General features: G+C 63.1%; 19 protein-coding genes. 7 read left to right on the top strand and 12 right to left on the bottom strand.

Translation table 11 applies throughout. The features are described from left to right. Window positions 1-7: 7 nt before the first annotated feature. From BUS06_RS32745 to BUS06_RS32760, 4 genes are all read right to left on the bottom strand, one after another. The gene (locus BUS06_RS32745; RefSeq protein WP_074268437.1) at window positions 8-367 is read right to left on the bottom strand and encodes a BMA_0021/BMA_0022 family TOMM bacteriocin; all 360 of its coding nucleotides are present in this window, start codon (window positions 365-367) and stop codon (window positions 8-10) included. Further along, on the bottom strand, window positions 360-4,463 hold the full coding sequence (locus BUS06_RS32750; protein ID WP_074268438.1) for a TOMM system kinase/cyclase fusion protein: 4,104 nt from the start codon (window positions 4,461-4,463) through the stop codon (window positions 360-362). Before BUS06_RS32750 ends, BUS06_RS32745 begins: the two co-directional genes overlap by 8 nt. Before the next feature lie 7 nt (window positions 4,464-4,470). Continuing rightward, window positions 4,471-5,481 carry an FHA domain-containing protein gene (locus tag BUS06_RS32755; protein ID WP_074268439.1) on the bottom strand — a complete coding sequence of 337 codons (1,011 nt, stop codon included), beginning with the start codon at window positions 5,479-5,481 and terminating at the stop codon, window positions 4,471-4,473. Between the two features lie 585 nt (window positions 5,482-6,066). Further along, a complete protein-coding gene (locus BUS06_RS32760; RefSeq protein WP_074268440.1) occupies window positions 6,067-6,789 on the bottom strand; it encodes a GntR family transcriptional regulator in 723 nt (240 codons plus the stop codon). A 223-nt stretch (window positions 6,790-7,012) separates the two neighbouring features. On the opposite strand from BUS06_RS32760, the gene BUS06_RS32765 reads away from it, so the two are divergent. The 3 genes from BUS06_RS32765 to BUS06_RS32775 are packed head-to-tail and all read left to right on the top strand — an operon-like array spanning window position 7,013 to window position 10,510. Continuing rightward, entirely contained in the window at window positions 7,013-8,431 is a 1,419-nt protein-coding gene (locus BUS06_RS32765) for an MFS transporter (protein WP_074268441.1), read from the top strand. After that, complete coding sequence (locus BUS06_RS32770; RefSeq protein WP_074268442.1) at window positions 8,428-9,771, top strand: MmgE/PrpD family protein; 1,344 nt, start codon at window positions 8,428-8,430, stop codon at window positions 9,769-9,771. The genes BUS06_RS32765 and BUS06_RS32770 overlap by 4 nt, the downstream gene beginning before the upstream one ends. Before the next feature lie 4 nt (window positions 9,772-9,775). After that, a complete protein-coding gene (locus BUS06_RS32775) occupies window positions 9,776-10,510 on the top strand; it encodes an MmgE/PrpD family protein (RefSeq protein ID WP_074268443.1) in 735 nt (244 codons plus the stop codon). 106 nt (window positions 10,511-10,616) lie between these two features. On the opposite strand, the gene BUS06_RS32780 is transcribed toward BUS06_RS32775, so the two are convergent. The 3 genes from BUS06_RS32780 to BUS06_RS32790 form a co-directional block, all read right to left on the bottom strand. Continuing rightward, complete coding sequence (locus tag BUS06_RS32780; protein ID WP_083611709.1) at window positions 10,617-12,311, bottom strand: carboxylesterase/lipase family protein; 1,695 nt, start codon at window positions 12,309-12,311, stop codon at window positions 10,617-10,619. A gap of 149 nt (window positions 12,312-12,460) precedes the next feature. Further along, the gene (locus BUS06_RS32785; RefSeq protein ID WP_083611710.1) at window positions 12,461-13,093 is read right to left on the bottom strand and encodes an NUDIX hydrolase; all 633 of its coding nucleotides are present in this window, start codon (window positions 13,091-13,093) and stop codon (window positions 12,461-12,463) included. 72 nt (window positions 13,094-13,165) lie between these two features. Continuing rightward, complete coding sequence (locus tag BUS06_RS32790) at window positions 13,166-13,675, bottom strand: Lrp/AsnC family transcriptional regulator (protein WP_074268444.1); 510 nt, start codon at window positions 13,673-13,675, stop codon at window positions 13,166-13,168. A gap of 159 nt (window positions 13,676-13,834) precedes the next feature. Here BUS06_RS32790 and BUS06_RS32795 point away from each other — a divergent pair, with 159 nt between their 5' ends. The 3 genes from BUS06_RS32795 to BUS06_RS32805 all read left to right on the top strand — a co-directional run bounded on the left by BUS06_RS32795 (window position 13,835) and on the right by BUS06_RS32805 (window position 17,004). Next, complete coding sequence (locus BUS06_RS32795; protein WP_074268445.1) at window positions 13,835-14,851, top strand: 1-aminocyclopropane-1-carboxylate deaminase; 1,017 nt, start codon at window positions 13,835-13,837, stop codon at window positions 14,849-14,851. Between the two features lie 113 nt (window positions 14,852-14,964). Beyond that, window positions 14,965-15,432 (top strand): hypothetical protein, encoded by a 468-nt coding sequence (locus tag BUS06_RS32800; RefSeq protein ID WP_074268446.1) that lies wholly within the window; start codon window positions 14,965-14,967, stop codon window positions 15,430-15,432. Window positions 15,433-15,801: 369 nt separating this feature from the next. Beyond that, window positions 15,802-17,004, top strand: a complete 1,203-nt coding sequence (locus tag BUS06_RS32805; protein WP_074269443.1) for an EAL and HDOD domain-containing protein — start codon at window positions 15,802-15,804, stop codon at window positions 17,002-17,004. Window positions 17,005-17,057: 53 nt separating this feature from the next. Here the strand turns inward: BUS06_RS32805 and BUS06_RS32810 are convergent, their stop codons facing one another. Then, a complete protein-coding gene (locus tag BUS06_RS32810; protein WP_074268447.1) occupies window positions 17,058-18,563 on the bottom strand; it encodes an MFS transporter in 1,506 nt (501 codons plus the stop codon). Between the two features lie 258 nt (window positions 18,564-18,821). Between BUS06_RS32810 and BUS06_RS32815 the strand changes: the two genes are divergently transcribed. Next, window positions 18,822-19,421: a nitroreductase family protein gene (locus BUS06_RS32815; RefSeq protein ID WP_074268448.1), complete on the top strand. Its 600-nt coding sequence runs from the start codon at window positions 18,822-18,824 to the stop codon at window positions 19,419-19,421. A 104-nt stretch (window positions 19,422-19,525) separates the two neighbouring features. Here the strand turns inward: BUS06_RS32815 and BUS06_RS32820 are convergent, their stop codons facing one another. From BUS06_RS32820 to BUS06_RS32835, 4 genes are all read right to left on the bottom strand, one after another. Next, window positions 19,526-20,896 carry an LLM class flavin-dependent oxidoreductase gene (locus tag BUS06_RS32820; protein ID WP_074268449.1) on the bottom strand — a complete coding sequence of 457 codons (1,371 nt, stop codon included), beginning with the start codon at window positions 20,894-20,896 and terminating at the stop codon, window positions 19,526-19,528. After that, entirely contained in the window at window positions 20,896-22,164 is a 1,269-nt protein-coding gene (locus BUS06_RS32825) for an SfnB family sulfur acquisition oxidoreductase (protein ID WP_074268450.1), read from the bottom strand. Before BUS06_RS32825 ends, BUS06_RS32820 begins: the two co-directional genes overlap by 1 nt. Window positions 22,165-22,166: 2 nt before the next feature. Next, window positions 22,167-23,420, bottom strand: a complete 1,254-nt coding sequence (locus BUS06_RS32830) for an SfnB family sulfur acquisition oxidoreductase (protein ID WP_074268451.1) — start codon at window positions 23,418-23,420, stop codon at window positions 22,167-22,169. A 230-nt stretch (window positions 23,421-23,650) separates the two neighbouring features. After that, on the bottom strand, window positions 23,651-24,607 hold the full coding sequence (locus BUS06_RS32835; protein ID WP_074268452.1) for a sulfonate ABC transporter substrate-binding protein: 957 nt from the start codon (window positions 24,605-24,607) through the stop codon (window positions 23,651-23,653). Window positions 24,608-24,866 lie beyond the last annotated feature (259 nt).

The raw sequence follows: 24,866 nt of genomic DNA on the forward strand, positions 1-24,866 counted from the left end.
CCCCGGTTTATTGTTTAGCGTCTTCAATGACGCTGATATGTTTTGCGTTATAAGCGGCAAGCGCGATGGCGTGTTGCTCGGGGTCGGCCGGCGCGGGCGGCAGCACGAGTTCCAGCACATTGTTCTCGAGCGTGGTCCAGCCGCCGTTGGTCGCCGGTGTCCACTCCGAGGTGTCGAGCTGCGCCTTCAGCGCGAGGCTGAACGGATAGCGGTAGCCAAAGCGGTCGGCCAGTGCCTTTTGCGGGTCGTCTACCAGCTTGACCCGAAAGGCGTCGTCGTGCCATGCGACGGCAATCGCCTGAACGATGACAGCGCGATATTCGAGGAACTGCTGGTAGGTTGGAAAACTGCTTTCGAGGTTACTCACTGACGCTCTCCATGGGTGGGTGTGGCCTGATCGGTAACTGTTCTGGGAACGTTTTCGACTGCAGGCGCTCCAGCATGTCTTGCGCTCTCGCAGCGGTGCGCGTCATGCCGGCCTTGCGTGCGATAGCAAGCGCCTGGCGACACGTTTCTTCCGCGGCCTCACCCGGTTCACGCGAGCCCGCGTTGAACAGATAAGTCGCCTTCTTAAGCAGCAGCTCGGCCTCGTAGTAGCGTTCGTTCATCGTTTCGCACAGTGCGAGGCATGCATCGATTTCACGCAGCGCCGATTGCCAGTCGCCGCGGGCCGCATCCATCTCCGGGATCAATGAGGCGTAGTAGGTCAGGCCGAGCAGGCATCCCGAGCGGCGCAATGCCTCGATGTGCCCCGCAACGGCGTCGCGGTCGCCTTCGGACCACGCGTGGATGGCGGCGGCATAGCGCTCGACCGCGTTCAGTCCGTAAGTGCGCGACAGCCTCAGGATGAGCGCCGACGTGTCACGCGCACCTTCGCGATCGCCGCTGCATTGCTGCATCCGCGCGCAATACATCAGCGTAACGCCGATCGTCGGCAGATGGTCCACACAGGTCGCGGAATGTACGGCGGTGCGCCCCATCTCCAGCGCCGCGTCCGGACCCTCGTCCATGTGCCACATGAGGCTCGCCAGCGAAGCCATTGTCCACGCCCGCGTATCGAGACCGAACAGGCGCCGGTGTCCTGCGTCGCGAGCCACGATGTGGCCCGACAGTGCCGCATCGAACGCCGAGCGCGCCTCGGCATAGTGACCATCGATCCATAGACTCATGCCGTGCATCGCATCGGCGGCCACACGGATCGACGGATCGTTTTCGCTCACGGACAGTTCAATCAGCTGCGCGGCGATGCGCTGCACGGCCGCGCGGTCGCTGGCAACATGGTAATAAGTCGCAAGCGTCCACAATGCACTCGCGGCAAGCTGTGGATCCTTGAGGCCGCCGACCTCATCCAGCAGACGCTCGGTATGCCCCTTCACTTGCGGATCGGCCCAGCCAAAGCGCGCCATCATCGCGTGCACGAGCGAGAGATCGGCACGTGCCGCGTCGTGTGCACGCCCGGCGTAATCGCATTGGGTCAGCCATTCGCGCACCGTTTGTGCATACCGGATCGCATCGTCGTGCAAGGCGCGTTCGAGCGCACGCTGTGCGGCGCGAATGCCGTGCGGCACGGCTTCTTCGAAGGCCCGTGCATGCACGAAATGCTGCGCTATGTTGACGTCCTGCATGCCATTGCCGCGTTCTGGCCGCTTGCCAAGCGCCCGTGCCACGCGAGCATGATTGTCGCGCCGCAGCGCCGCCGGCATCGATTCGTAGGCTGCATCGCGAATCAGCGCATGCCGGAACGCATACGAGATGCCGCCGAGCCGGTGCTGCGCATAGACGATGCGCGCCTCGAGCAGTCGTTTCAGGTCGTCGTTGAGGACGTCGGCCGCGTGCGGCGAAACGTCGGCGAGCAATTGCGCATCGACTTCGAGGCCGATCGTGGCCGCCAGTTGCGCGGTGTCGCGCGCGCCGTCGATACGATCGAACGCGAGTTCGAGCATGTCGCGCAAACTCGCCGGCAACGGCTGATGATCCGGTGCGCCGATATCGGCCTGCGCCACGCCAGCATCCGGCATCGCACCGCTGATCACGAATTCGCGCGCAATTTCCTCGACGAACAGCGGAATGCCGGCCGTGCGCTGCGTGATCGAGTCGAGCGTGGCGGCATCGAAATCGGCCTTGCCCAGCAGCGTCGCGATCAGCTCACGTGTGTCGTTGCGCGACAGGCGTCGCAGCATCAGACGTTCGGTGCTGGTACGCCACCGGTCGAGCACTTCGGGACGCGACGTCATTACGACAAGAACCGAGCGGCATACCGGCGAGAGACGCAGTGACTCAAGGAAGTCGAAGCTCATGCGATCGAGCCACTGCACGTCTTCGATGACGAACAGCACGGGTCCGCCCTGTCCTGACGAAGCGATCAGTTGGCGCAGGACATCGAAAAGCGCTTGCTGCTGCCTCGCAGTCGACCAGCGCAGGTTGGCTGGCCCCGCTGCAATCCCAAGCCACGCAGAGAGCGTGGCGCGCGCTGCGGCGTGATCGCAGGCAAGCGGGGCGATCAGGCGATCGAGTACGGCGAGCGCGCTAGCCGGGTCGCCTTCGAGATCGAGCTGCCAATGCGCCGCCACGAAGCGCAGGATCGGAAACAGTGCGTGATTCATGCGCTCCGGCAGGCATGCGCCGTAGGCAACCGTCTCGCCTGCGTTGCGTACCGTTTCGCACAGCTCATAGACGAGTCGCGATTTGCCGATGCCCGGATCTCCAACGACCAGTCTCGCAAGACGCGGTGCGCCCTCGCCGGCTTGTGCCCCGGATGCAGCGGAGGCTACCACGCCGCGCCAGGCTTGCAGCAACGCTTCGCGCTCGCGCTCGCGGCCAATCAGCGGCGTCGCCGCGTTGCGGTCGAGCGAATCGAACGGCGCATGCTCGTGGCGTTCGCCAAGCAACGCATAGACGTTGCGCGACGGATGGCCAGCACGCGCAAAATGCAAGCCGGTGCGCGCGTAGTCGGCATACCGGTCGAGCGACTCGCGTGCTTCTTCGCTAAGCAGAATCTGGCCCGGCGTGGCAAGCCGCAGCAGCTTCGCAGTTGTAGCCGCCGTAGCGCCCTCGCCCATGAGCGGCACACGGATGGCAATAGGGCCGACATGCAACGCCGCCGCTATCTCCACACGCCAGCCGTTCGGCGTTTGCGTGTCGTCGAGGTTCGCGCGGCCCGACTGCCGCGCCATCTCGAGCGCGGCACGCGCGGCGCGCCGTGCCGGCCGATCGATCCCGACCTGAGCGCCGAAGTAAAACAGCAACGTATCGCCAAGCTTGCCGCATGCTTCGCCGCCATACCCGACTGCGATATCCGTACAGCGCGTCAGCCATTGTTGCTGGCTCGCCTCGAGCGCTTCCAGCGAGGCGGGATCGGCCGTCAGCGGCGCGCTGTCTTCAACGATGCCCACACTGCAGCACAGCGCCGTCACCTGCCGGGATGCGCTTGCGCCATCCGGCGCCTTCGTCGAAAGGGTGGCAACTTTCGCCTCGGCAGTTCGGGACTTGCGTGATCCGCGCGGGTAATTGAATTCGCCGACGAGCGCCTGGAAATGCAGTGCGCGGAACTGTTCCGCGAGCTCATCCGCGGAGCCGGCACGCAACTGCGGATTCTTGTTCAACGCCAGCCGCAATACCGTGCCGAGCGGGTGCGAGGCAATCGCCGGCGGCAACGCTACATCGACGGGACTGAGCTGCTGGTAGAGGATTTCGGCAATGCTCGCGCCCTGCATGACAGGCTGCCCCGTCAAACATTCGATGACGACGAGGCCCCACGCGTACAGATCGGTCTTGAGTGTCGGCGCTTCCTTGCGCAGTTGCTCGGGCGCGCAATACTGCGGCGAACCGAGGACCTCGGTCGCCTGCGTCAGCGTATACGCATCCGGTATCGTAGCGTCGGAAATGAGCGCGCCGATGCCGAAGTCGAGGATCTTCGCATGCAGTACGTCACCGGTCGCCGTCACCATGACATTCTGCGGCTTCAGGTCGCGATGCACGATACCCTGCTTGTGGGCGGCCGCCAGGCCTTCGAGCACCTGCGTCATCAGGAGTCCTGTCGTGACCGCAGAAAGCGCGCCTTCATCCTCGATCATCTCGCGTAGCGTTTTGCCCGGCACGAATTCGAACACGGCGAACAACTGGCCGTCAGGTGTCTCGCCCTTGTCGAGCAATGCCACCACGTGCGGATGTTCAAGCGTCTCGCACAGCCGCGTTTCCTGCCCGAAGCGGGCGCGTGAACGTTCGCGTTGCACGGCCGTGCGCGCGACGTCTTCGTGCATCAGCTTGATCGCAACCGTTTGCCCGGTATCGACCCGGGTTGCCCGATAGACTGCGCCGCTACCGCCTTCGCCAAGACGCGCGCCGAGCCGGTAGCTATGCGCGCCATGCAGTTCGACCGCCGGTGCAGATGATGTCTGAGGTAGATGCGCAGCTTCAGCGGGCGCGCGCGAATCGGTAGATGATGTCACAGATGTGGAGGGCATTGCGCAATCAGTTCGACAGGGCGTGCCGCGTCAGGTCCGCAGTCATGGTGCGCGTGGCGTCGCCATTGACGGGATCGCCCGGCACCCATAGACATTCCGGCTGCTCTCCTCGCATGACCCGGAATGCGATGTTGCCAAAACGCACACTACCGCGCCGGCGCTCGATGAGCTCGACCTTCCCCTCACCTGGAAGTGCCGCAAACTGGGCACGGGCACGATGGATCTGCACGTTGACGTGGGCTACGTCGAGCCCAAGCATGCGCGACAGTTCGGGCATTTCAACCCAGCCTTGCGAGCCACTGTCGTAGCCCGCCTGCGCGTCGGCAAAACGGATCCGTGCGAGGGTCGTGAGACAGTAATGATGGGCGCGCTCGCCGAGGTCGACCGCCCCGCCGCGTGTATGCAATACAGCGCGCACGTGCTCCTCGTTCAGGCTGACCGCAAACTCGATCCGTGCCGGCGGTGCCGCGAGCGCGGGCGGCGCGGCCAGCGTGAGCGTCTGGTCATTGCGCGCCATTTCCAGGCGCCAGCTCAGCTTGCCCGCCGTAATGATGTCGCCGTGATGAAGTACGCGCAGCGAGCCAGCGTCGTCGCACAGCCATTCGCCGGTCGTGGAGCGCATCACACTGATGGCGGGCGTGTTGTCGCCTGGCAGCACCTGGGCGAATTCGAGCAGAATGGGACGGGCGGGCGGACGAACGGGCCACAGCGTATCGACTGGGTCCGCGAGATCCGCGACCTCCCAGGTGCCGTCAACCGCTTTACCGAAGCGAATCAGATCGCCTTCGCGCAGAGGCGCATGCTCGCCATGGCGCAGCAATGTACCCGACAGCAACGTGCCGTTGCTGCTTTGATCAAGCAGGTTCCATTGCCCGCCGTTGAAGTGGACCATTGCATGCACGCGGGAAACGTAGGCGTCTTGAATGACGGTGTCGCAACGCTCGGCATCTCGGCCGAACACGTGATTAACCTTCAACAGACATGATTCCCCGGACACGTTGTTCTTTAGCGTCGCCATCACATCGAACCGTGGTTTTCGCCTGATTGCGCGAAGCAGTGATCAAACCGGCGATTGATCACTTGCCCTGAACAATGACTGGAAATGCATTTTAATAATGCGTAGTGCCGTAGACAACTTAATCTTACGGCCGCGTTTCCCCGTAATTTTCTGGTGAAAATCGCGAGTTTGTCATTCTAGAGACTTTTTGTGTCGCTCGTCCGGCAAAGGCTCCAGCCAAGCCTCTGCCGCTTCGCAATCCCGGAAGCGATGTTGCCCGAGTTTGATGCGTCACGCAAGCAATCGAAAATCGACCGCACGAAAAACAACCAATAGGCTTTCAATGTCTCGAGCGTATACGAGGCCGTTAGAAACACACGAATTGAAAGGAAAATTAAAGGGAAGAGTGAGGCCAGGCGGAGGTGCCTGTTATCACCTGTAATTGATGAGGCGAGCCAGACACCGCATCCTTCGAGCACTCGCAGCGACGGCAAGCGGCAGGGAAGGCGCGACGAATCCTTCCGGCTGGCCGAGCAGTCATCGCCGTTCCCTCGTTGCGAGCCCCCTCCTCTTTCCTCGCCCCAATCATTAATCCGCTGACTAACGTCACGACGCGCTGTCGTTATCGTCACGAGCCGGCGAAGCGCCGTCCTGCCATGCGGCTTCGATCGCACGCAACGCACCCAGTACGATAGACCGGTTCAACGCCGCGGCAAGCGTGCCGTCGCGCTCCGCATAGGCCTCGCAAAGTCGCTGGTGATCCTCGCAGGAGCGTTGCAGCCGGCCCGGCAGCGAGGTACTCAGATGCCGTAGCCGGTTGGTGCGCATGCGCAGCGAATCCAGGACTTCCTTGAAGATCGCGTTGCCGCACACCCGCAGTTCCTCATCGCGAAACGCCACGTTGCCCCAGAAATAGCCGTCCACGTCATGCCGCGCCGCTGCGTCGGCGAGGCGTCGATGCGCGGCCCACAGCGCCTCGATATCCGCATTGCTCGCATGCTCGACGATCGCGAACGACACCTGCGCATACAGCACGGCGCGCAACTGATATAGCTCGCGCACGTCCTTCAGGCTGACCGCCGACACCCGCGGCCGGCGCCGCGGCGACCAGTCGACGAGGCCTTCGCGGCTCAGCACGAACAGCGCCTCGCGCACGGGCGTGCGACTCACCTTGAATCGCTTCGCGAGGTCGACCGAGTTCAGGTCGTCGCCGGGCTGCAGCCGCCCTTCGATGATGCCGCGCGCCACCCAGTCCACGATGCCGGCAACCGGCGAGCTGTCGTTCGTATCGTTCGGTTCTTCTACGTTCTTGTCGAGAAACTCGTCCATTGCCATTCCGTTGCTGTCGTTGGCTGGGAGCGAGGCAGCGTGACTGCGCCGATCCGGTCGCGCATTTTAGCAGGCACCCCTGGCGGGCCCGGAAACATCCAAGTGGACTCCATCAAAGTGTCGACACTAGAACATAAAACTGTTGATTTCAACAAACAAGAGCGAATACACTGAGCAAAGTGTCGACACTAAGCCGGCCAAGTTCAGAGACGAAGGAGACGTGATGTATATGGAGAAAGGGGTCGCAGACCCCGTGCACACGCAAGCTGGCGTATCGGCGCGGCTGGACCGCTTGCCGCCCACGCGATATTTCCTCGGCCTCGTCGCACGTATCGCGATGGGAGGCTGGTTCGAGTTCTACGAATTGTTTATGGCCGCTTATCTGGCGTTGGGCCTCATCCATAGCGGCATGTATCGGGCGACCACCGAGAGCCTCTTCGACGTGAACGGCTTCGCGAGTTTTCTCGGCTCGTTCTTCGGCGGGATGTTCATCGGCACGGTCGCGCTCGGCGGTTTCAGCGACCGCTTTGGGCGCCGCTCGGTGTTCACGTTTGCGATGTTCGCGTACTCGATCGCGACCCTCGTGGCGGCGTTCCAGAACGATCCGCTCGCGATGGATTTCTGGCGCTTCTGGGCCGGAGTAGGAATTGGCGTGCAACTGATTACTGTCGACACTTATATCTCGGAGCTGACGCCGTATCGAACCCGCGGCAAGTACATGGCGTTCAGCATCCTCATAATCCTGACGTCCGTGCCGACCGTCGCCGTGCTGTCGTGGCTGGTGGTACCGCATCACGTGTTGGGCCTCGATGGCTGGCGCTGGGTGATGATCGTCGGCTCCGCGGGTGGCGTGCTGATCTGGTTCGTGCGGCGCGGGCTGCCGGAGTCGCCGCGCTGGCTGGAGAGCAAGGGACGCACCGCCGAGGCGGACGCAATCGTCACGGAGATGGAGCGCAACGTGGTCGCCCAGACGCGCCGGCCGCTGCCGGCACCCGCATTGCACGCGGCGGATCCGCAGGCGCAGCAGGAAGGCCGCGGGTCGTTCGGCGAAATGTGGAAGCGCCCGTACCTATCGCGCACAGTGATGCTGTCGGTTTTCAATTTCTGCCAGACCTTCGGCGTCTACGGCTTCGGCTCGTGGGTGCCGGTCCTGCTCTATACGAAGGGCATCACGCTCACGCATTCGCTGCTGTACACGATGGTCATCGCATGCGCGACGCCGCTCGGCGCCGTCGGCGCAATTGCGTGCGCGGAGCGCTTCCAGCGCAAGTGGCAGCTGGTCGGCTGCGCGCTGGTGGTGGCCGTCTTCGGCGTGCTGTTCGGGTTCGTGCGCGAGCCCGCGCTGATCCTCGTGTGCGGCAGCGCCGTCACGATCGCGAACAACTGGCTGATCGGCATTTTCCACACCTATCAGGCAGAGCTTTACCCCACACGTATACGCGCCCGCGCCGTCGGTTTCGTGTTCAGCTGGAGCCGCTTCAGTTCGATCTTCGTCGGCTTCTGGGTAGCCGCACTGCTGAAGCACTTCGGCGTGCCGGCCGTATTCGCATTGATTTCTTCGGCCATGTTTGTCATCGTCGTTATGGTCGGGGCCTTCGGGCCGCGTACCAACGGCATTCGTCTTGAGGAGTTGTCCCAATGAAGCATATTGCCGCCGCCTTTGCGCACGGCCTGCACGCGCTTGCGCAGCGACCCCTGCCGCCCGCGGTTGCGGAGGAAGCGAAGCGCTCTTTTGTCAACGTGATCGGCACATCGATCGGCGCGTCGATGCACCCCGGCGTCGAAGCGATTCTCGCGGCCGCGCAGGAACTCGGCGCCGCGCCCGAAGCGCCGGTGCCGGGCCGCACCGAGCGCGTCGACCTCCACTTCAGTGCGCTGGCAACGGGTTTTGCCGGCCACCTCGACGACTTCGACGATACGCACCTCGCGACCGTGATTCACCCGGCCGCGTCGGTGCTTGCGGTGCTGACCGCGCTGGCGCCATCGACGCGCCCGAGCGGTGCACAGGCCCTCACCGCGTTCGCACTCGGCTGCGAAGCGCAGTTGCGCGTCGGCGTATCGATCTCGCCGGAGCACTATGATCGCGGCTGGCATATCACCGGTACTTGCGGTGTGATCGGCTGCGCCTTGACGGCCGGGCTGCTGCTTGGGCTCGACGCGGATGCTCTGGCGCGTGCGGTATCGATTGCCGCGTCGATGTTCGTCGGCCAACGCGAAGCGTTCGGCACGATGACCAAACCGTATCACCCGGGCAAGGCAGCAGCGAACGGGATCGCGGCGGCGCGGCTCGCGCTCTATGGCCAGCAGGCTGCCGACGACGTGTTCGAAGCAGAAGGCGGTTACTCGCACTCGATGTCGACACGCGTCGACTTCGAGCAGATGAACGGCCAGCTGGGCGAGCGCTGGGAGCTGCTGTTCAACACCTACAAACCGTATCCGTGCGGAATCGTGGCGCATCCGGCGATCGACGCGGGGCTCGAACTCAGCAAGCAGATCGAAGACGCGACCACAATCGAGACGATCGAGGTGCGCTGCCATCCGCTGGTGCCGGAACTGATGGGCAATCCGCAGCCGAAGGATGGCCTGCAGGCGCGCTTTAGCGCGATTCACGGCGTGGCCGCGGCACTGTGCGACCGGCGTGTCGGTCTCGCACAGTATGAGGATGCGCGTGTCGTGCAGCCCGATGTGGTCGCCCTGCGCGCGAAGACCAGGCTCGTGCCGGATACGAAGGTCAATCGCGACGAGGTATTTATCGAAGCGCGTCTGAGCGGCGGCCGAGTGGCCGCTCACCACGTCGAACACGCACGCGGCAGTCTCGCGAGGCCGCTGACGCAGGACGAACTGATGGACAAGGTGCGGCTGCTCATCGAGCCGGTGCTGGGCGCTGGCGTGACCGGGCACATCGCCGCCGCGGTTCAGGATCTCGAGGCCGCTGCCAATCTCGACGCGCTGTTCGCGCTGTGCGTCCCGAACAAGGATTGAAATCATGCATGAAACCGCTACACACTCCCCTGTCTCCGACGCACTCGTCGGCTTCGCGACGGCTTCACTGACGAACGCGGCAGCGCCGGCACTAGCCGCTGCACAGCGCGCGCTCGAACAAGCCCGCGCCGCCACCCGTGGCGCGCTCGCCAGCGAAGCGCAGATTGCCGCGCTACAAGGGGCGCAACCGTCGCCTCAGGACGCACGCACGCGGGCCTGGGCCTATGGCGCCGCGCTCGCGCGTGTTTCGGCGCCGAGCGTCGCGACGCCAGTACTGGCCGCGGTGCTCGCGTTCGGCGAACGCGGTGGCGCGTCAGACGATGTGCTCGCCACGGCTGCGGCCATTGGCATCGAAGCGGCGCAGCGCGTGCTGACCGCGCTCGATGACGACGCGTATCGCGCGCGCTGGAACGTGGCTTCGTCGATTGGTGTGCTCGGCGCCACGCTCGCGATAACGCGTCTGCTGGCACTCGATGCCGTTTGCACACGCAACGCGCTTGGCGTTGCCGCAACCCAGGCGGCCGGGCTAGCCCGCAATGCGAACGGGGCCATGGAAGCGCTCGAAACGGGCAAGGCCGCTGCCGATGCGATCGAGGCGGCTCTGTTGGCGAAGCACGGCTTTACCTCCGCGCCGGCGTCGATCGACGGCCGACGCGGACTGGCGGCGCTGATGGCCTACCGGTTCGATGCAGCTGCAATCATCGACGAGCTGGGCACGCGTTGGATCAGCGCAACCTGAGCAATCACGTAGTGTGTTGCTTGTTTAGCCTGAGGAGCGGCCGGCATGACCGGGCGCTCCTCAGGCGAGCTCGTTCTTTCATCGTGTCACCCATGCAGCACCGCCCTCACCCACGCACGACACAATTGCGGTCGATGTTGTACTCGTAGGGCGGCAAGCCGTCCAACGCGCTTCGCGCCGTACCGCCCGGATTACGTTCGACGTGGCTCCGCAGGTCGAGCATCATCGTCGCCCGGCCGGTCGCATCGTACCTCGGCCAGTTCGGCAACGCAGGTGTGTTCGGATCGCCCGTGTGCGCAAACGCGGTCCACGCACCCATCACGTCGTGTGACAGCCGTTCCAGCTGAGGACCGCTACCCACGAGGCCCTTTGCGGCCTTGATCGTGCCGAACACGAACGGCACCTCAATGGTGTGCGGCGAATGCAGCACACCGCCCATCACCGGCGTCTTCCAGTCGAACACATAGTCAAAAACCGGTGCCTGCGCCGACTGCAGCTCGGCGATTCGCGTGGTATTGCGGCGAAACACGTAGTCCGTGCTGACTGCTGCCAGCACGTCTGTTGCTGACGCAGATCCATTCGCGCCACGATACGCGTCGATGACGCGCGTGACGCCCGCAGCGTCGATGCGCAGCAGCAGTCCAAGCCGCCGCTCGACAGTCGGCCAGTCGATGGCGAAGTTGTGAGGATCAGCGGCCATATACAACGTCATTTCAGTCGCTGCGTTGCCGATCAGCAGCGGCACCGACGCGGACTGCGGCGGCGCATCGGGATCGAATGGATGGCGCATAAAGGTGCGGGTGTCGAGCACCGGCCGGAACGGATCGCTAACCGCGCGCATCGCGGCGAGCAGCGTATCCACCGGCAGCGCCTGCAACGCGGCAGGATCGGGGCTCGCGAGACCGAGATGCGCGCACAGTGCCTGCGTCTGCCGCGCCGCCTCCTCCTGCGTGTCGAGGTGCAAGCCGCCGGAGCAGCTTTCAATAACCGCCTTGTGGAACAGCCCGTGCGCGGCCGGTAGATCCATCAATGTACCGACCTTAGACGCGCCGCCGGATTGTCCGAAAATCGTCACGTTGTCAGGATCGCCGCCGAATGCAGCAATGTTCTCGCGCACCCAGCGCAATGCCGCGACGAGATCCAGGATGCCGGCATTGCCTGCATCGGCAAAGCGCTCGTCCGCATCGCCGAGATAGAGGTAGCCGAACAGGTTCAGACGATGATTGACGGTGACGACTACCACGTCGCCGCGCTGCGCGAGACGCGTGCCGTCGAAGCCCGGTGCGGTGCCGGCGCAACCCCACCAGCCGCCTCCGTGCAGCCAGACCATCACCGGCCGTTTGGCCTGCGCGCGTCCGGCAGACGGAGCAAACACGTTCAGGTGCAGGCAGTCTTCGCTGACCGGCTCGATCGTTGCGTACCACGCACTGAGGGCATCGAGCTTGTCCACGTGCTGCGGCGCGGATGGGCCGAACGTCGTCGCGTCGCGCACACCGCTCCACGGCTGCAGCGGCTGCGGTGGCAAAAACCGGTTGGCGCCGCCAGTGCTCGCTGCGTAGTGAACCTGTTTGAATACGTCGACGCCATCGACATGCAGGCCACGCAGACGTCCCGCCGCCGTTTCGACAACCGGCGCCGAGGCTGTCGCTGCCCGCGCCGCGGACATGAACAGCGCAGGCGCGACACTGCCACCCGCCGCCAGCGCGAGACCCTTCAGGATAGTGCGCCGATCGGGACTGCCCGGCGCTTCGGCCGGGTCGACAGATGCCGGTTCCCGGCGGTCATGGCTGCCTGTTTCCATCGCGCGGCTGTCTCCAGGTTCGTGGTCTTTTCAGGCGGCGACTTGTCTCAGTGTCGACAAATCAGCCGTCTCGAACCAGATTTTAGCGGCGCTTATCAGGAAATATCAATTAAGTGTATACACCACACCCAGACGCCCAGCCGGTGAGTTCAGTCGAACTCCATGCCGCCGTTAGCTCGAAGCTCGGCGAGTCTTCTAATCTGTTCCGGCAAAACGCGGCCCTCCGACAACGGCGGCAGTGCGTCGATCGGAAAGAACTCGACGGCATCGGTTTCCACTCCGGAGATGTCACCCGAAGAGACAATCTTCCCGAGAAACACGAGCTTCCAGATGTGAAAGACAGATGGCGGATGCTTATGCTTCAAGATATCCCACACCGCCAGCAATCGCTCGATGGTGACCGTATAGCCGCTCTCCTCCCAGACTTCGCGCATGGCGTTCTCGGCCGGCGAGGCGCCGATGTCGGCCCAGCCGCCAGGCAGCGACCAGAGGCCATCTGAAGCTTCACGCACCAGCAGCACGCGACCGGCGTCGTCGAACACCGCGCAGCGAACGTCGAGCTTCGGATTGGCATAGCCTTCTTCCCGGCTGAAAAGCTGCGCGACCTCTTCCGTGCTGATGTCGGCCACCTCTGCAAGCTGCGCCTGCGCAATGCCCAGCAATTCCTGATAACGCTCCCTGTCGAAGGCGCCATCCGTGTAATGCAGGCCGGTCTGGGCGATTGCCAATAAGCGGCGGGCCTGGGTCAAGCGTCGTTGCATGGATTCAGCAAGTGCATTCATGGGAGCGTTCCGTATCTGCGCGATGGATGAAATGCAAAACCTCACTGTAATTCAAACTCCCGCCACTCAGCGTTACACAGGCACGCTCGTCGTCGAAAGGATCTCCTTGAGTACAACGAACGACCGGATCTGCCGCACGCCCGGAAGATAGAGCAACTGCTCGGCATGCAGCCGGTTGAAACTGTCGCTGTCTTTCGTGCGCACCAGCATGAAGTAATCGAATTCGCCGGTCACGACGTGGCACTCCATACAGCCCGACACTTTCTGCGCCGCTTTCTCGAAGTCGGAAAACGACTCCGGTGTCGAGCGGTCCAGCACCACGCCGATCATCACGAGCATGCCGGCATCGAGCGCCTTCGCGTCGAGCAATGCCACGACCCCGCGGATCAGCCCCATCTCCTTGAGCCGCTCGACCCGTCGCAGGCAAGCCGGTGCGCTCAGATTCACTTTGGCCGCCAGCGCCACGTTCGAGACCGACGCGTCGCGCTGCAACTGACGCAGGATGGCCCGGTCGACGCGATCGATCTCCGGGCTTGACTGACGGCCCTGCGGCGCAGGGTCACGAAATTTTCTTGCGGGCATGACGGTTCACGAGAAGTAAATGTAGGTCAAAAATACCATTAACCTATTTAAACCCACAAATCATCAATTTATTCGCAACCATGATTCTTGCGAACTTTTCTACTATAGACCTCATTGCAGCATCGGCTGCCGCGACCCTCTTTATCACCGGAGACTTGCATGAATCTGAAGAAATTCCCCCGCCATTCCCTCACCTTCGGCCCTACGCCGATCCAGGCACTGCCGCGTCTGAGCCAGCACCTGGGCGGCAAAGTCGAGCTTTACGCGAAGCGTGAAGACTGCAACAGCGGCCTGGCGTTTGGCGGCAACAAGACCCGCAAGCTCGAGTACCTGATTCCCGAAGCGCTGGCGCAAGGCTGCGACACGCTCGTTTCGATCGGCGGCATCCAGTCCAATCAGACTCGCCAGGTCGCCGCGGTCGCCGCCCATCTGGGTCTGAAATGCGTGCTCGTACAGGAGAACTGGGTCAACTACTCGGACGCGGTGTATGACCGCGTCGGCAACATCCAGATGTCGCGCATCATGGGCGCGGACGTGCGTCTCGTCGCCGACGGTTTCGATATCGGCTTTCGCAAGAGCTGGGAAGACGCGCTGGAAAGCGTGCGCGAGGCAGGCGGCAAGCCGTACGCGATTCCGGCCGGCTGTTCGGACCATCCGCTGGGCGGTCTGGGATTCGTGGGCTTTGCCGAAGAAGTCCGGCAGCAGGAAGCCGAACTGGGCTTCAGGTTCGACTACATCGTCGTGTGCTCGGTGACGGGCAGCACGCAAGCGGGCATGGTGGTCGGTTTTGCCGCCGACGGCCGCGCCGATCGCGTGATCGGCATCGATGCTTCAGCCAAGCCCGCGCAAACGCGCGACCAGATCTTCCGGATTGCGAAGCAAACTGCCGAGAAGGTCGAACTGGGCCGCGACATTGTCGCCCGGGATATCGTTCTCGATGAACGCTACGGCGGCCCCGAATACGGACTGCCGAACGAAGGGACGATGGAGGCAATTCGCCTGTGCGCCAGGCTCGAAGGCATGTTGACCGATCCGGTCTACGAAGGCAAATCGATGCAAGGCATGATCGACAAGGTTCGGCTTGGCGAATTCCCGGCCGGATCAAAAGTGCTCTACGCACACCTGGGCGGCGTGCCGGCGCTGAACGGTTATAGCTTCCTGTTCCGCAACGGTTAAAGGCCGCGCCGCGGTAACGAGCGGTCACCCGGCACGGCAAGCGTGTTCGGGTGACCGCTGTGGTTGTGCAGATTCTCGTGCTCTCGTCGTGACATGCCTCAACGGGGACCGTTATGCAATCCAGTGGTGAATCACGCGCTGCGCGCTGGCGTCGCGCACCATCCCGGCTCACGCAAGTCTGCATCGTCACCGATAACACCGTCGCCGAGACCTTCGAACAGGCCTTGGCCGCGCGTCTGGAAAGTTCGCCACAAGTGGCTTTACTGCGCCTCCTCGACCCTGCGGCCGCCCGTGGCGAATGGCTCGTGTCACGCGAGCATGGCACGATCCGGCCGCAGAAGCACGGATCCGCAAATGGAATTGAACAGGCCCTCGATCCTCTCCCACGCGACAGCAGGCTGTTGCTGTGCTCGCAGGATATGGACGCACTGGATTGGCTCGGCGGCGTCATTGGCCAACGGGTTTTCTTCGCCCACTATCGCCCCAGCGCAAATCACGAATTGCAGCTCGGCACCATGATCGGCACGGTGGAAGATGCGCTACGCGCTTCATTGTCCGAGAAGTGGGGAGACAGTTACTGATCGGGTTCCGCATAAATAAAATTACCGGAAACTTTCAGAACCGCATCACAACCGCCAACGAAAATCAGACTTGTGGCGCACTAATATGAGAATTGCTGGCATTCATCGGCCATAAAGCGGTAGCATTTGGCGGGTCAAATGCGGCGTTGGTGTGTGTCGCCAGCATGACAACGGGGTTCATTCGTCCATCCTGTCCATAGCCTGAACAGGCGGTCTCCTCGCGGAAGACTGCCTGCGGGTCCATTTTGTCGAATGCGAAAAGACGCGGAAACCCAAAACGCAACATCCAGGCCAAAGGGTCAAGCACGTGAACACCGGGAGCATCAAATGGCGTTCCCAGTCGGCGAAGAATATGACCAAGGTAGCCCAATGAAAGCTGAAGTAGTTGTCGCTCGTCAGCCGATCCTCGACCGGCAGGGCCTTGTCGTCGCGCAGGAATTGTTGTTCCGGGAAGCGGGAGACGATATCGCGCGGATTCAGGACGGATACTCGGCGACCGCTGCCGTGGTCGAGCGTACGCTGGGCGTGTTGGGTATCGAGTATGTACTCGGCCATGACGACGGTTTCCTGAACTGCACCGGCGACTTCCTGTTTTTTGGCGCGGTCGATGTATTGCCGCCGTCGCGCTTCGTGCTCGAAATCCTTGAAGGGACGGGACTGACCGACGAACTGGCCGCGCGATGCGACGAGTTGCGCCTCGCCGGGTTTCGTATCGCACTCGACGATGTCCGCTCGCTCACGCCTGACATCGAACGATTCCTGCCGCACGTCGATATCGTCAAGCTCGAGTGGCCGTACCTCGCGCCGGAGGAAGCCGCCTACGCCATCGAGCGTTGCAAGCGCGCCGGAAAGCGGGTGCTGGCCGAAAAGGTCGAAGAGCGAAGCGACCACGCAGCGGCCTTGCAGGCCGGCTGTGATCTGTTTCAGGGTTATTACTTTGCCAGGCCGCAACTGTTGACGGCCAGCAGAACGCCCTCGAGATTCGCCGCGGTATTCCGCGTGCTGCAGTTGCTGAGAGAAGAAGCGGACGGCGCGCATCTCGAGGACGCACTCAAGCATGCCCCTGCTCTGGTCATCCAGTTGCTGCGCCTTGCCAACAATGCGGCCAGACGCCGCTGGAGCCACGCTCCCATCACTTCCATCGGACAGGCCGTTGCCGTTGTCGGCAGTAAGCAGCTGATGTTGTGGTGCTGCCTGCTGCTGTACGGAAATCCGGCGGATTTGCGCTTCGGCCATAGCCCCCTTGCCCAGCTTGTACAGCATCGGGCTAATTTCATGGAGCGCGCAGCAGGCGAACTGACTCCTGAAGACGGCGACTTCCATGAGGCCGCCTGGCTTTGCGGACTTCTTTCGCTCGCCTACATATCGTGCGAGGTCACGCCAGAACGGTTTTTTACCGATATCTCCATCGACATCGTCATCGAGGAAGCCATCGTCGAGCATGCGGGTGTGCTGGGCACGCTGCTCACGATTGCCGAGCATCTCGAGCAAGGACAGTTCGATGCGGCCTTCAGGCAGGGCCGCACGCTTGGCGCAGAGTTCGCCGGCAAGATACCCAGTCTTGCTCTGTGACGACGCACGGCCAGCGTGCTATATGCCGGCCGGTTCTCAACTCGACGCATCGGTCAAGCCGCGACGGCCGCCTCGCGCTCCACTGTCCCTGCCTCCACGTAATCCTCAGCGTCGACGTCATAGCCCGACGGCTCCCAGCGGATCGCCAGCAGCACGAGCAACGAAGTCAGCGGCGCGACTGCAATCACCCAGAACACCTTCGTGCCGAGCGCTGCAGCGAGAACCGGGAACAGAAACAGCGAAATCGTCGATGCGGAGCGCACCAGCGTCTGATTGAAGCCCACCCCGATGCCGCGTAACGAAGTCGGATAGCTCAGCGACGCATACGTCATCGAATGCGAACCCGGGCCGAAGCCTTGCCCAAACAGATAGCCACCGAGCAACAGGATTGCCAGCACGACGAGCGCACCGCTGCTGGGCTTGCCGATCAGCGCAAGGCCGATCAACGACGCGAACTGCAGCGAATGCCCTAGCACCGTCATCTTCCATGCGCCCACGGTCGGCGCGGTACGCACCCCAATCAATCCGCCGACAAATGCAAATGCCAGATTCAGTGTCAACGCGGCGACGATCGTCGTCAGCGGGCCTTGATGAAAGAAGCTGGCGATGATCACCGGCAAGCCGAAGATGATCGCGTTATAGCCGAACGAAGAAGCGGCGCCGATCGTCGCGGCGAGAATCGTGCGGCTACGGTAGGTCGAATTGAACAGCACACCGTAATTGCGCCACGACGCCGCGCGCGGCGCCTTGACCGGCACCTGGCTGCGTTCCACCACGGCGTCGACGCCATACGAGCGCTTGAGAATGCGCGCGGCCTCCTCGAGATCACCCTGGTTCGCCGCCCAGACGGGCGACTCGCTGATGTAGCGGCTGCGCACCAGAATGATGACGATGGCGGGCACTGCGCCGAAGGCGAGCGTCAGGCGCCACAGCCAGCCCAACTGATGCTCGGGGAGAATCGCATACAGGCCGAGAATCAGCAGATAGCAGGTACTGGTGGCCGCATACCACGCAGGGCACCACGCGGCCACGCTGGCGGCCTTGTTGCCTTTGCCCGCCACACGCGAAAACTCCGCGAGAAACGCCATCGCCACCGGCAGATCGAGGCCGACACCGAAGCCCATCAGAAAGCGCGCCCCGCCGAGCACCCACGCATTCGGCGCAAGACCGGCGGCGATCGCCGCGACCACGAAGAACAGCATGTCGGCCATGAAGACGCGGTAACGTCCAATACGGTCGGTCAGATACCCGCCGAACAGCGCGCCGAGAATGGCGCCAAACGTGATCGCCGATGAAACGAAGCCTACCTGTACCGGCGAAAGTGAAAACTGGCGCGCGATGTCCTTGATGCCGTAAGCGAGCGAGGTCAGATCGTAGGCATCCAGAAAGACCCCGCCGAGCGCGATCGCAATCACGATGCGCGCATTGCTGCCTTTCGCAGCGCCCGCGTTGACGATGCGCGAGACGTCCTGCGCGGAACGGATGATGGCGGTGCGGGAAACGCTTCCCGCCTGCACGGAGGCGTCGACAGGTGTCGAAGGAACGGCAACGGTGGACATGAGATCGGATTTCGCACGAGTAGCTAAGCGCCCCATGGTAGCCATGCGGCCTGCATCGGCAAAACGACGAATTTACATAAGCAAATCTGCGCCACTCTGGTTTGCATCGTCTCGCGCAGAATCGGGTATAAATGCTCTATGCGCCTCGTCGAGCCTTCAAGGCGTGGAGTTTGCAGCCCCCAGCTCTGGCTGGAATCGTCCGCGCGGCAGCAGCGCGCGCGGTCACCGGCCAGCCCTCGTTTCTTTCTGGATCAAGACATGAGCACATCGAACGCGGCCCGTTCGGCCGAACATCCGATCGACATTCAGTTCCTCGACCGCTGGTCGCCTCGCGCCTTCACGGAGGAAACCATTCCCGAGTCCACCCTGCTGACCTTCTTCGAAGCAGCGCGCTGGGCACCCTCCTCCTATAACTCGCAACCGTGGCGATTTGCGTATGCACGGCGTGGCACCGAGCACTGGACGCGCTTTCTCGAGTACCTGAACGACTTCAACCGGAGCTGGGCCCAACGTGCGGCGGCCATCGTGATCGTTCTGTCGAAGGATAACTTCACGCCGCCCGGCGCGACCGCCGAAGTACCCGCCGTCACCCACTCGTTCGATACAGGCTCGGCATGGGCCTATTTCGCGCTGCAGGCGAGTCTTGCCGGGTGGCATACCCACGGCATGGCGGGAATCGAGCGTGACAAGATCCGTCAGGGACTGGCAGTTCCGGACGGATATTCGATTGAAGCCGCGGTTGCAGTAGGACGGCTGGGCGATAAAAGTCTTTTGCCGGAGCAGCTTCAGGCGCGCGAAGTACCGAGCCCGCGCAAACCTGTGGCCGAATTCGCTGGCGAGGGACGTTTTGTTCCCTGAGGTTGTCGGAAAGGTTTAAGAAGCGGTTTTTCTTCAATGAGGCCGGCGCGGAAGGTCCGTGCCGGCTCCTGCCTCCTGCCGCTGTAGCTTGAACGGCAACGGTATTAAACGGCCTCGGTTGCCCGGCGCCGGAAACTCGCCGCTGCGTGCCGCTCCGGCAACTGGTCGCCCTCACCGAACAGCTTGTGCCGTAGCGCACCGTCCTCATACGAGGTCTTGTACAGCCCGCGGTTTTGCAGTTCCGGCACCACCAGATCGATGAAGTCCTCGTAACTCTCCGGCACGACCGTGCGGCTCAGATTGAAACCGTCCACGCCAGTCTCTTCAACCCACGCCTGCAATTCATCCGCAACCTGCGAGGCGGTGCCGACGATGGCCGGATAGCGGCCGCCCATCTCGAACATGTCCAGCAGTTTGCGGCGCGTCCAGCCGTGCTGTTTGGCCGTGCGTGTCGCCGATTCGATGGCGTTGGTCGGGGCATAATCCACCGGCTCGTCAAGATCGTATTGCGCGTAGTCGATACCCGTGCTGGCTGCGAAATGCGCGAGGCCTGCTTCACGGCTCGCATACCGTAGATAGTCCGCGTGTTTTTCGCGCGCTTCGCTTTCGGTGGCGCCCGTCACGACCGCCGCGCCGACGAATACCTTGACGTCGTCCGGTTTCCGCCCGGCCTCAACCAGTTGCTCGCGCAACGTTCGTACCGTCTCACGTCCCACCGTCCGGTTTGGCGGCGAGATGAACACGCACTCGGCGTGCCGCGCCGCAAAGCGCTGGCCGCGCCCGGAGCTGCCCGCCTGGAACAGCACCGGCGTGCGCTGCGGCGACGGCTCGGCGAGGTGATAACCCTCGACGTTGTAATAACGGCCAGCGTGCTTCACCTGGTGCACCTTGGCCGGATCCGCATAGACGCGGCCGGCCTTGTCGCGCAACACGGCCCCTTGTTCCCAGCTGCCTTCCCATAGCTTATAGAGAATCTCGAGGTACTCGTCCGCGCGCTCGTAACGTTCGTCGTGCGGCAGTTGTTCGGTGAGACCCATCGCACGCGCTGCGCTGTCGAGGTAACCGGTCACGATGTTCCAGCCAATACGGCCTTGCGTCAGATGATCGAGCGTCGAGAAGCGCCGTGCGAGCAGATACGGCTGCTCATAGGTGAGATTGACCGTCACGCCGAAGCCGAGGTGTTCGGTCACGGCGGCCATCGCCGAAACCAGCAGCGTGGGATCGTTGACCGGCAACTGGATCGACTCGCGCAACGTCACATCCACGTTGTGCTGATAGACGTCGTAGACGCCCACGATGTCGGCGAGAAACAGGCCGTCGAACAGGCCGCGCTCTAGCGTGCGAGCGAGATCGGTCCAGTAAGGCAGCAGCCGGTAATCCGTGGAACGGTCTCGTGGATGCGTCCACAAACCATGATTGATATGGCCGACGCAGTTCATGTTGAACGCGTTGAGCAGAATCTGTTTCTTCGCCATCACAAGGCTCCGTGCCGCGGCGGCAGCTTGTCGTTGAGATAGAAGTTACCCACCGCATGATACTTCCAGCGCACCGGATCATGCAGCGTATGAGTGCGCGCATTGCGCCAGAAGCGGTCGAGGCCCAGCCCATCGAGCGTCGCAGCGGTGCCGGCCAGTTCGAACAGGCGCGAGCCTGCGTCGAGCGACACGGTGGTGGTCAGCGCCCGCGCTTCCGCTACCGCGACCGACGCTTCAGCCACCGAGCGATCCGTCGCTTTGGCCTGGGCAGCGTCGACGAAACGGCCCGCGCGTCGCAGCAACGCCTCGGCTGCACGCAAACGCGCCGCGAGATCGCCGAACTGCGCGATGGTCAGCGGATCGTCGGCCGCGCGCTCGACCTTCGCGTCGATCCATGGTCGCGAACGTTCGCGCACGAACTGCAAGGCAGCCTCGAAAGCGCCGCGTGCCTGGCCCAGATCGATCGCGGCATGCATGATCTGAGCGACGGGGCCGATCGTCGTAGCGTGTTCGAACGAAACCTGAAACGGCACGACCCATTCGGGCTCGACTCGCACATGTTCGAACTGCACCGAGCCGCTACCGGTGACGCGCTGACCGAAACCGTCCCAGTCGTCGGTCACGGTGACGCCAGGCGTGTCGCGCGGCACAAACGCCAGGTAGGTGACGTCGCGGCCCTCGTCGTCTGCCACGACCAGTGTGGGGATCCAGTGTGCGTAAAGGGCGCCGGTGCAATAGAACTTGCGGCCATCGACGTGCCAGCCTTCGGCTGCGCGCGTCAGCCGGGTGCGTCGCTTGAAGTCCTTATGGCCGATCTCGGCGAGCGCATTACCGAAACGCTCGCCGGCCAGCACGCGCTCATAAAAAAAGCGCTGCTGCTCGACACTGCCGCCCACGCGCAGCACTTCCAGCGCGTAGAAATGGTTTTGCGGAATCTGGCCAAGCGAGCCATCCGCCGCGGCGATGATCGCCGTGACTTCGGCAAGCGTACCGTTGCGCACGCCAGCGCCGCCGTATTCGCGCGGCACCGTGATACCCCACAGGCCGCTCGCGACGAAGGCGTCGAGCTCGGCCCACGGCAGCCGTCGCTCACGGTCGCGCAGTGCGGCCTCCGGTGCGAACTGTGCCGCAAGGCGATGCGCGGCCTTTAGCGCCTCGTCATCGCTAGCGATCAGATCAGGTGTGCCCGGCGCATGCGCATGCAACTCACGAGGCAATGGGTCTGGCGCAACACCGTCGCGCGGTTCTACGGAAAGGTCGATGCTCATGTTCAGTTCCACGAATGACGCGCAGGCAGCACGTGATTCAGGTGATAGTTGCCAAGCAGATGCAGCTTCCAGCGCACTGGATCGTGCAGCGTATGCGTGCGGGCGTTGCGCCAATGGCGGTCGAGGTTGTGCGCGGCACGCGTGGAAGCGGAACCGGCCAGTTCGAACAGCTTCTCGCTCGCTTCGAGCGCAATGCGGGTGGTCAGTATCTTGGCTTCGGCCACTGCCACCGATGCACGTGCGCTAGCTTCGGCATCGATCGTATGAGCCGCGGCAATCGCATCGAGCGTGCGCCCCGCCTCCTGCAGTACCTCATGGGCCGCGTGCAGGTCGATCTGCAGACGGCCGACATCCGCGATGATGTAGGGGTCGTCGGTTGCGTGCTCGAGGCCGGAGTCGACCCACGGACGCGCGCGTTCGCGCACGAAGCTCAGCGTATCTTCGACTGCGGCCTGTGCGATGCCCTGATCGATCGCTGCCTGAATCAGCTGTGACGTCGGCCCGAACAGGCCGGGACGTTCGGCAAGTTGCCAGATCGGCAACACGTCCTGTGGATCGACCGGTACCTGCTCGAATGTCACCGTCCCACTTGCCGTCGTGCGTTGACCGAACGAACTCCAGTCGTCGACGACAGTAAGACCTGGTGCATCGCGCGGCACCCAGACCTGCACGGCGCGACCATCATCGTCGGTCGCGCGTGCGGGAACTCGGTGTGCGAATAGCGCCCCCGTCGAATAGAAGCGCTGGCCGTCGAGGCGCAGGCCGCCGGGCGTGCGGGTAAGCCGCGTCGTACCTTGCAGAATGGTTTTAACGCTAGCCGAGCGCCTTTCAGGGCCAGCGTTGCCCAGGCGCTGACCCGCGAGGACCTCGCCGTAAAGGCGGGCTTTCTGATCCGGTGTGCCGATCTCGCGCAACACGCCGAGCACACCGAAATGATTTTGCGGAATCTGCCCCAGGGCCGGGTCGGCCGCGCACAGGATCACAAAGACTTCGGCGAGCGTTGCGTACGAGACGTCAGCGCCGCCGTATTCGCGCGGCACGGTGATGCCGCCGAGGCCGCTTTCCGACCATAGATCGAGTTCGGCCCATGGCAGCAGACGTTTGCGGTCGCGCTCGGCAGCGCCTGTGGCGAACTGCGCTGCGAGCGCGTGCGCGGCGGCGAGTGCTCCTGCATCGTCGGCAATGCGCTGCACGCGGGCCGGGTCGGGACGCCGCAGCAACGGCGCCGCGGCAGAGGAAGCTTCGAGAGTGGACATGATGTTTCGTACCGACAGGTTGACACCCGTCCGCCCTTCGCGCTTCAACCCTCTTCACGGCGAAGCGCACCGCCTGCGTGACGCTTGTGGCGGACAGGTCGAATCGTCTATTGGACCAGCCGGGACGTGCCGCGCCTACTATCGAATTGGAACTTGCTTATGACGATTTCCGATTTTCCAGGCGAGCCCCGACGCCAGGCCGAGGCCCACGCGCTGACATGCTCACGCGCTCACGCAAGCGTGGCGTCCTTCGTCACAATCTTCTTGGGAATCAGCTTCAGTTCATAGAACGTATCGGCGATGCGCTGCTGTTCCGCGAGCACTTCGGCATCGACCGGTTTGTAGACGTGAGCGTAGTGCTGCAGGCCGGTCTGGATGATCGACGCGTCGAGCCCCTGAATGGGAGCAAGCTCGGCAGCCGCCGCGGCGGTGTTCTGCCTCACCCACTGCCCTTCCTTGCCGAGTTCTTCCATGACGATCGCGATCACGTTCTGACGCTTCTGCGCAAATTCACGCTGGCTCAGAAAGAACTGATGATGGCTCGCCACGCCCTGCGCATCGGCAAGCAGGCGTGCGTTGCTCTGCGCTTCGGCAGCGGCGAGAAACGGATCCCAGACCGCCCAGGCGTCGACCGAGCCCTGCTCGAGAGCGGCGCGCGCGTCGGCAGGTGCCAGATAGATCGGCTGGATGTCGCCGAAGTCGAGACCGTTCTTGCGCAGCAGCGCGACGATAAACCAGTGAACGTCCGAACCCCGGTTGAACGCCACCTTCTTGCCCTTCAGATCGGCAACGGTCTTGATGGGGGAGTTCTTCGCAACGACGACGCCTTCAGCATGAGGTGTCGCGACCTCATACGCCGTGTAGACGAAGTCCGCGCCGGCCGCCTGCGCAAAGACCGGCGGCGCCTCACCGACATAGCCGAAATCGATCGCCCCGACATTCAGACCCTCCAGCAACTGCGGCCCGGCAGTAAATTCATTCCACGTGACCTTGATGCCGAGCGGCGTCAGCCGCTTTTCAAGCGCGCCGTGCGCTTTTAACAGCACCAGCGTGCTTGCGGCCTTCTGATAGCCGATGCGGAACTGATCGGCTTTGAACGTGGCCCACGCAGGCAGTGCCGTGCCCGCAAGCGTTGCGCCGAGTGCAGCAAGGAAGGTCCGGCGACCCCGGAGTGTCGAATGGTTCATTGTCGTGCGTCCATGATTGACGGATCGCGTCGGCTTCACTTGTAGCCAACGTCGTGAGTAGCGTGTTGGGGTACACCAGACGGAGCGCCCCGTTTCCAATGGAGCACGGAATCTTACGCGTCAACGGCAATGCGTCGAAACGATCTTTCGCGTTAAGCAAATATCCAATCGTGGATAGAACCGCTTCGCGCTTTTTATATATGCCTCGGCAGAGTTAGCAACGAACGGAAAAGTATTTGCCAGCAAGCTGACCTCTTGC

The sequence above is a fragment of the Paraburkholderia phenazinium genome, from assembly GCF_900141745.1.
Taxonomy (GTDB): Bacteria; Pseudomonadota; Gammaproteobacteria; order Burkholderiales; family Burkholderiaceae; genus Paraburkholderia; species Paraburkholderia phenazinium_B.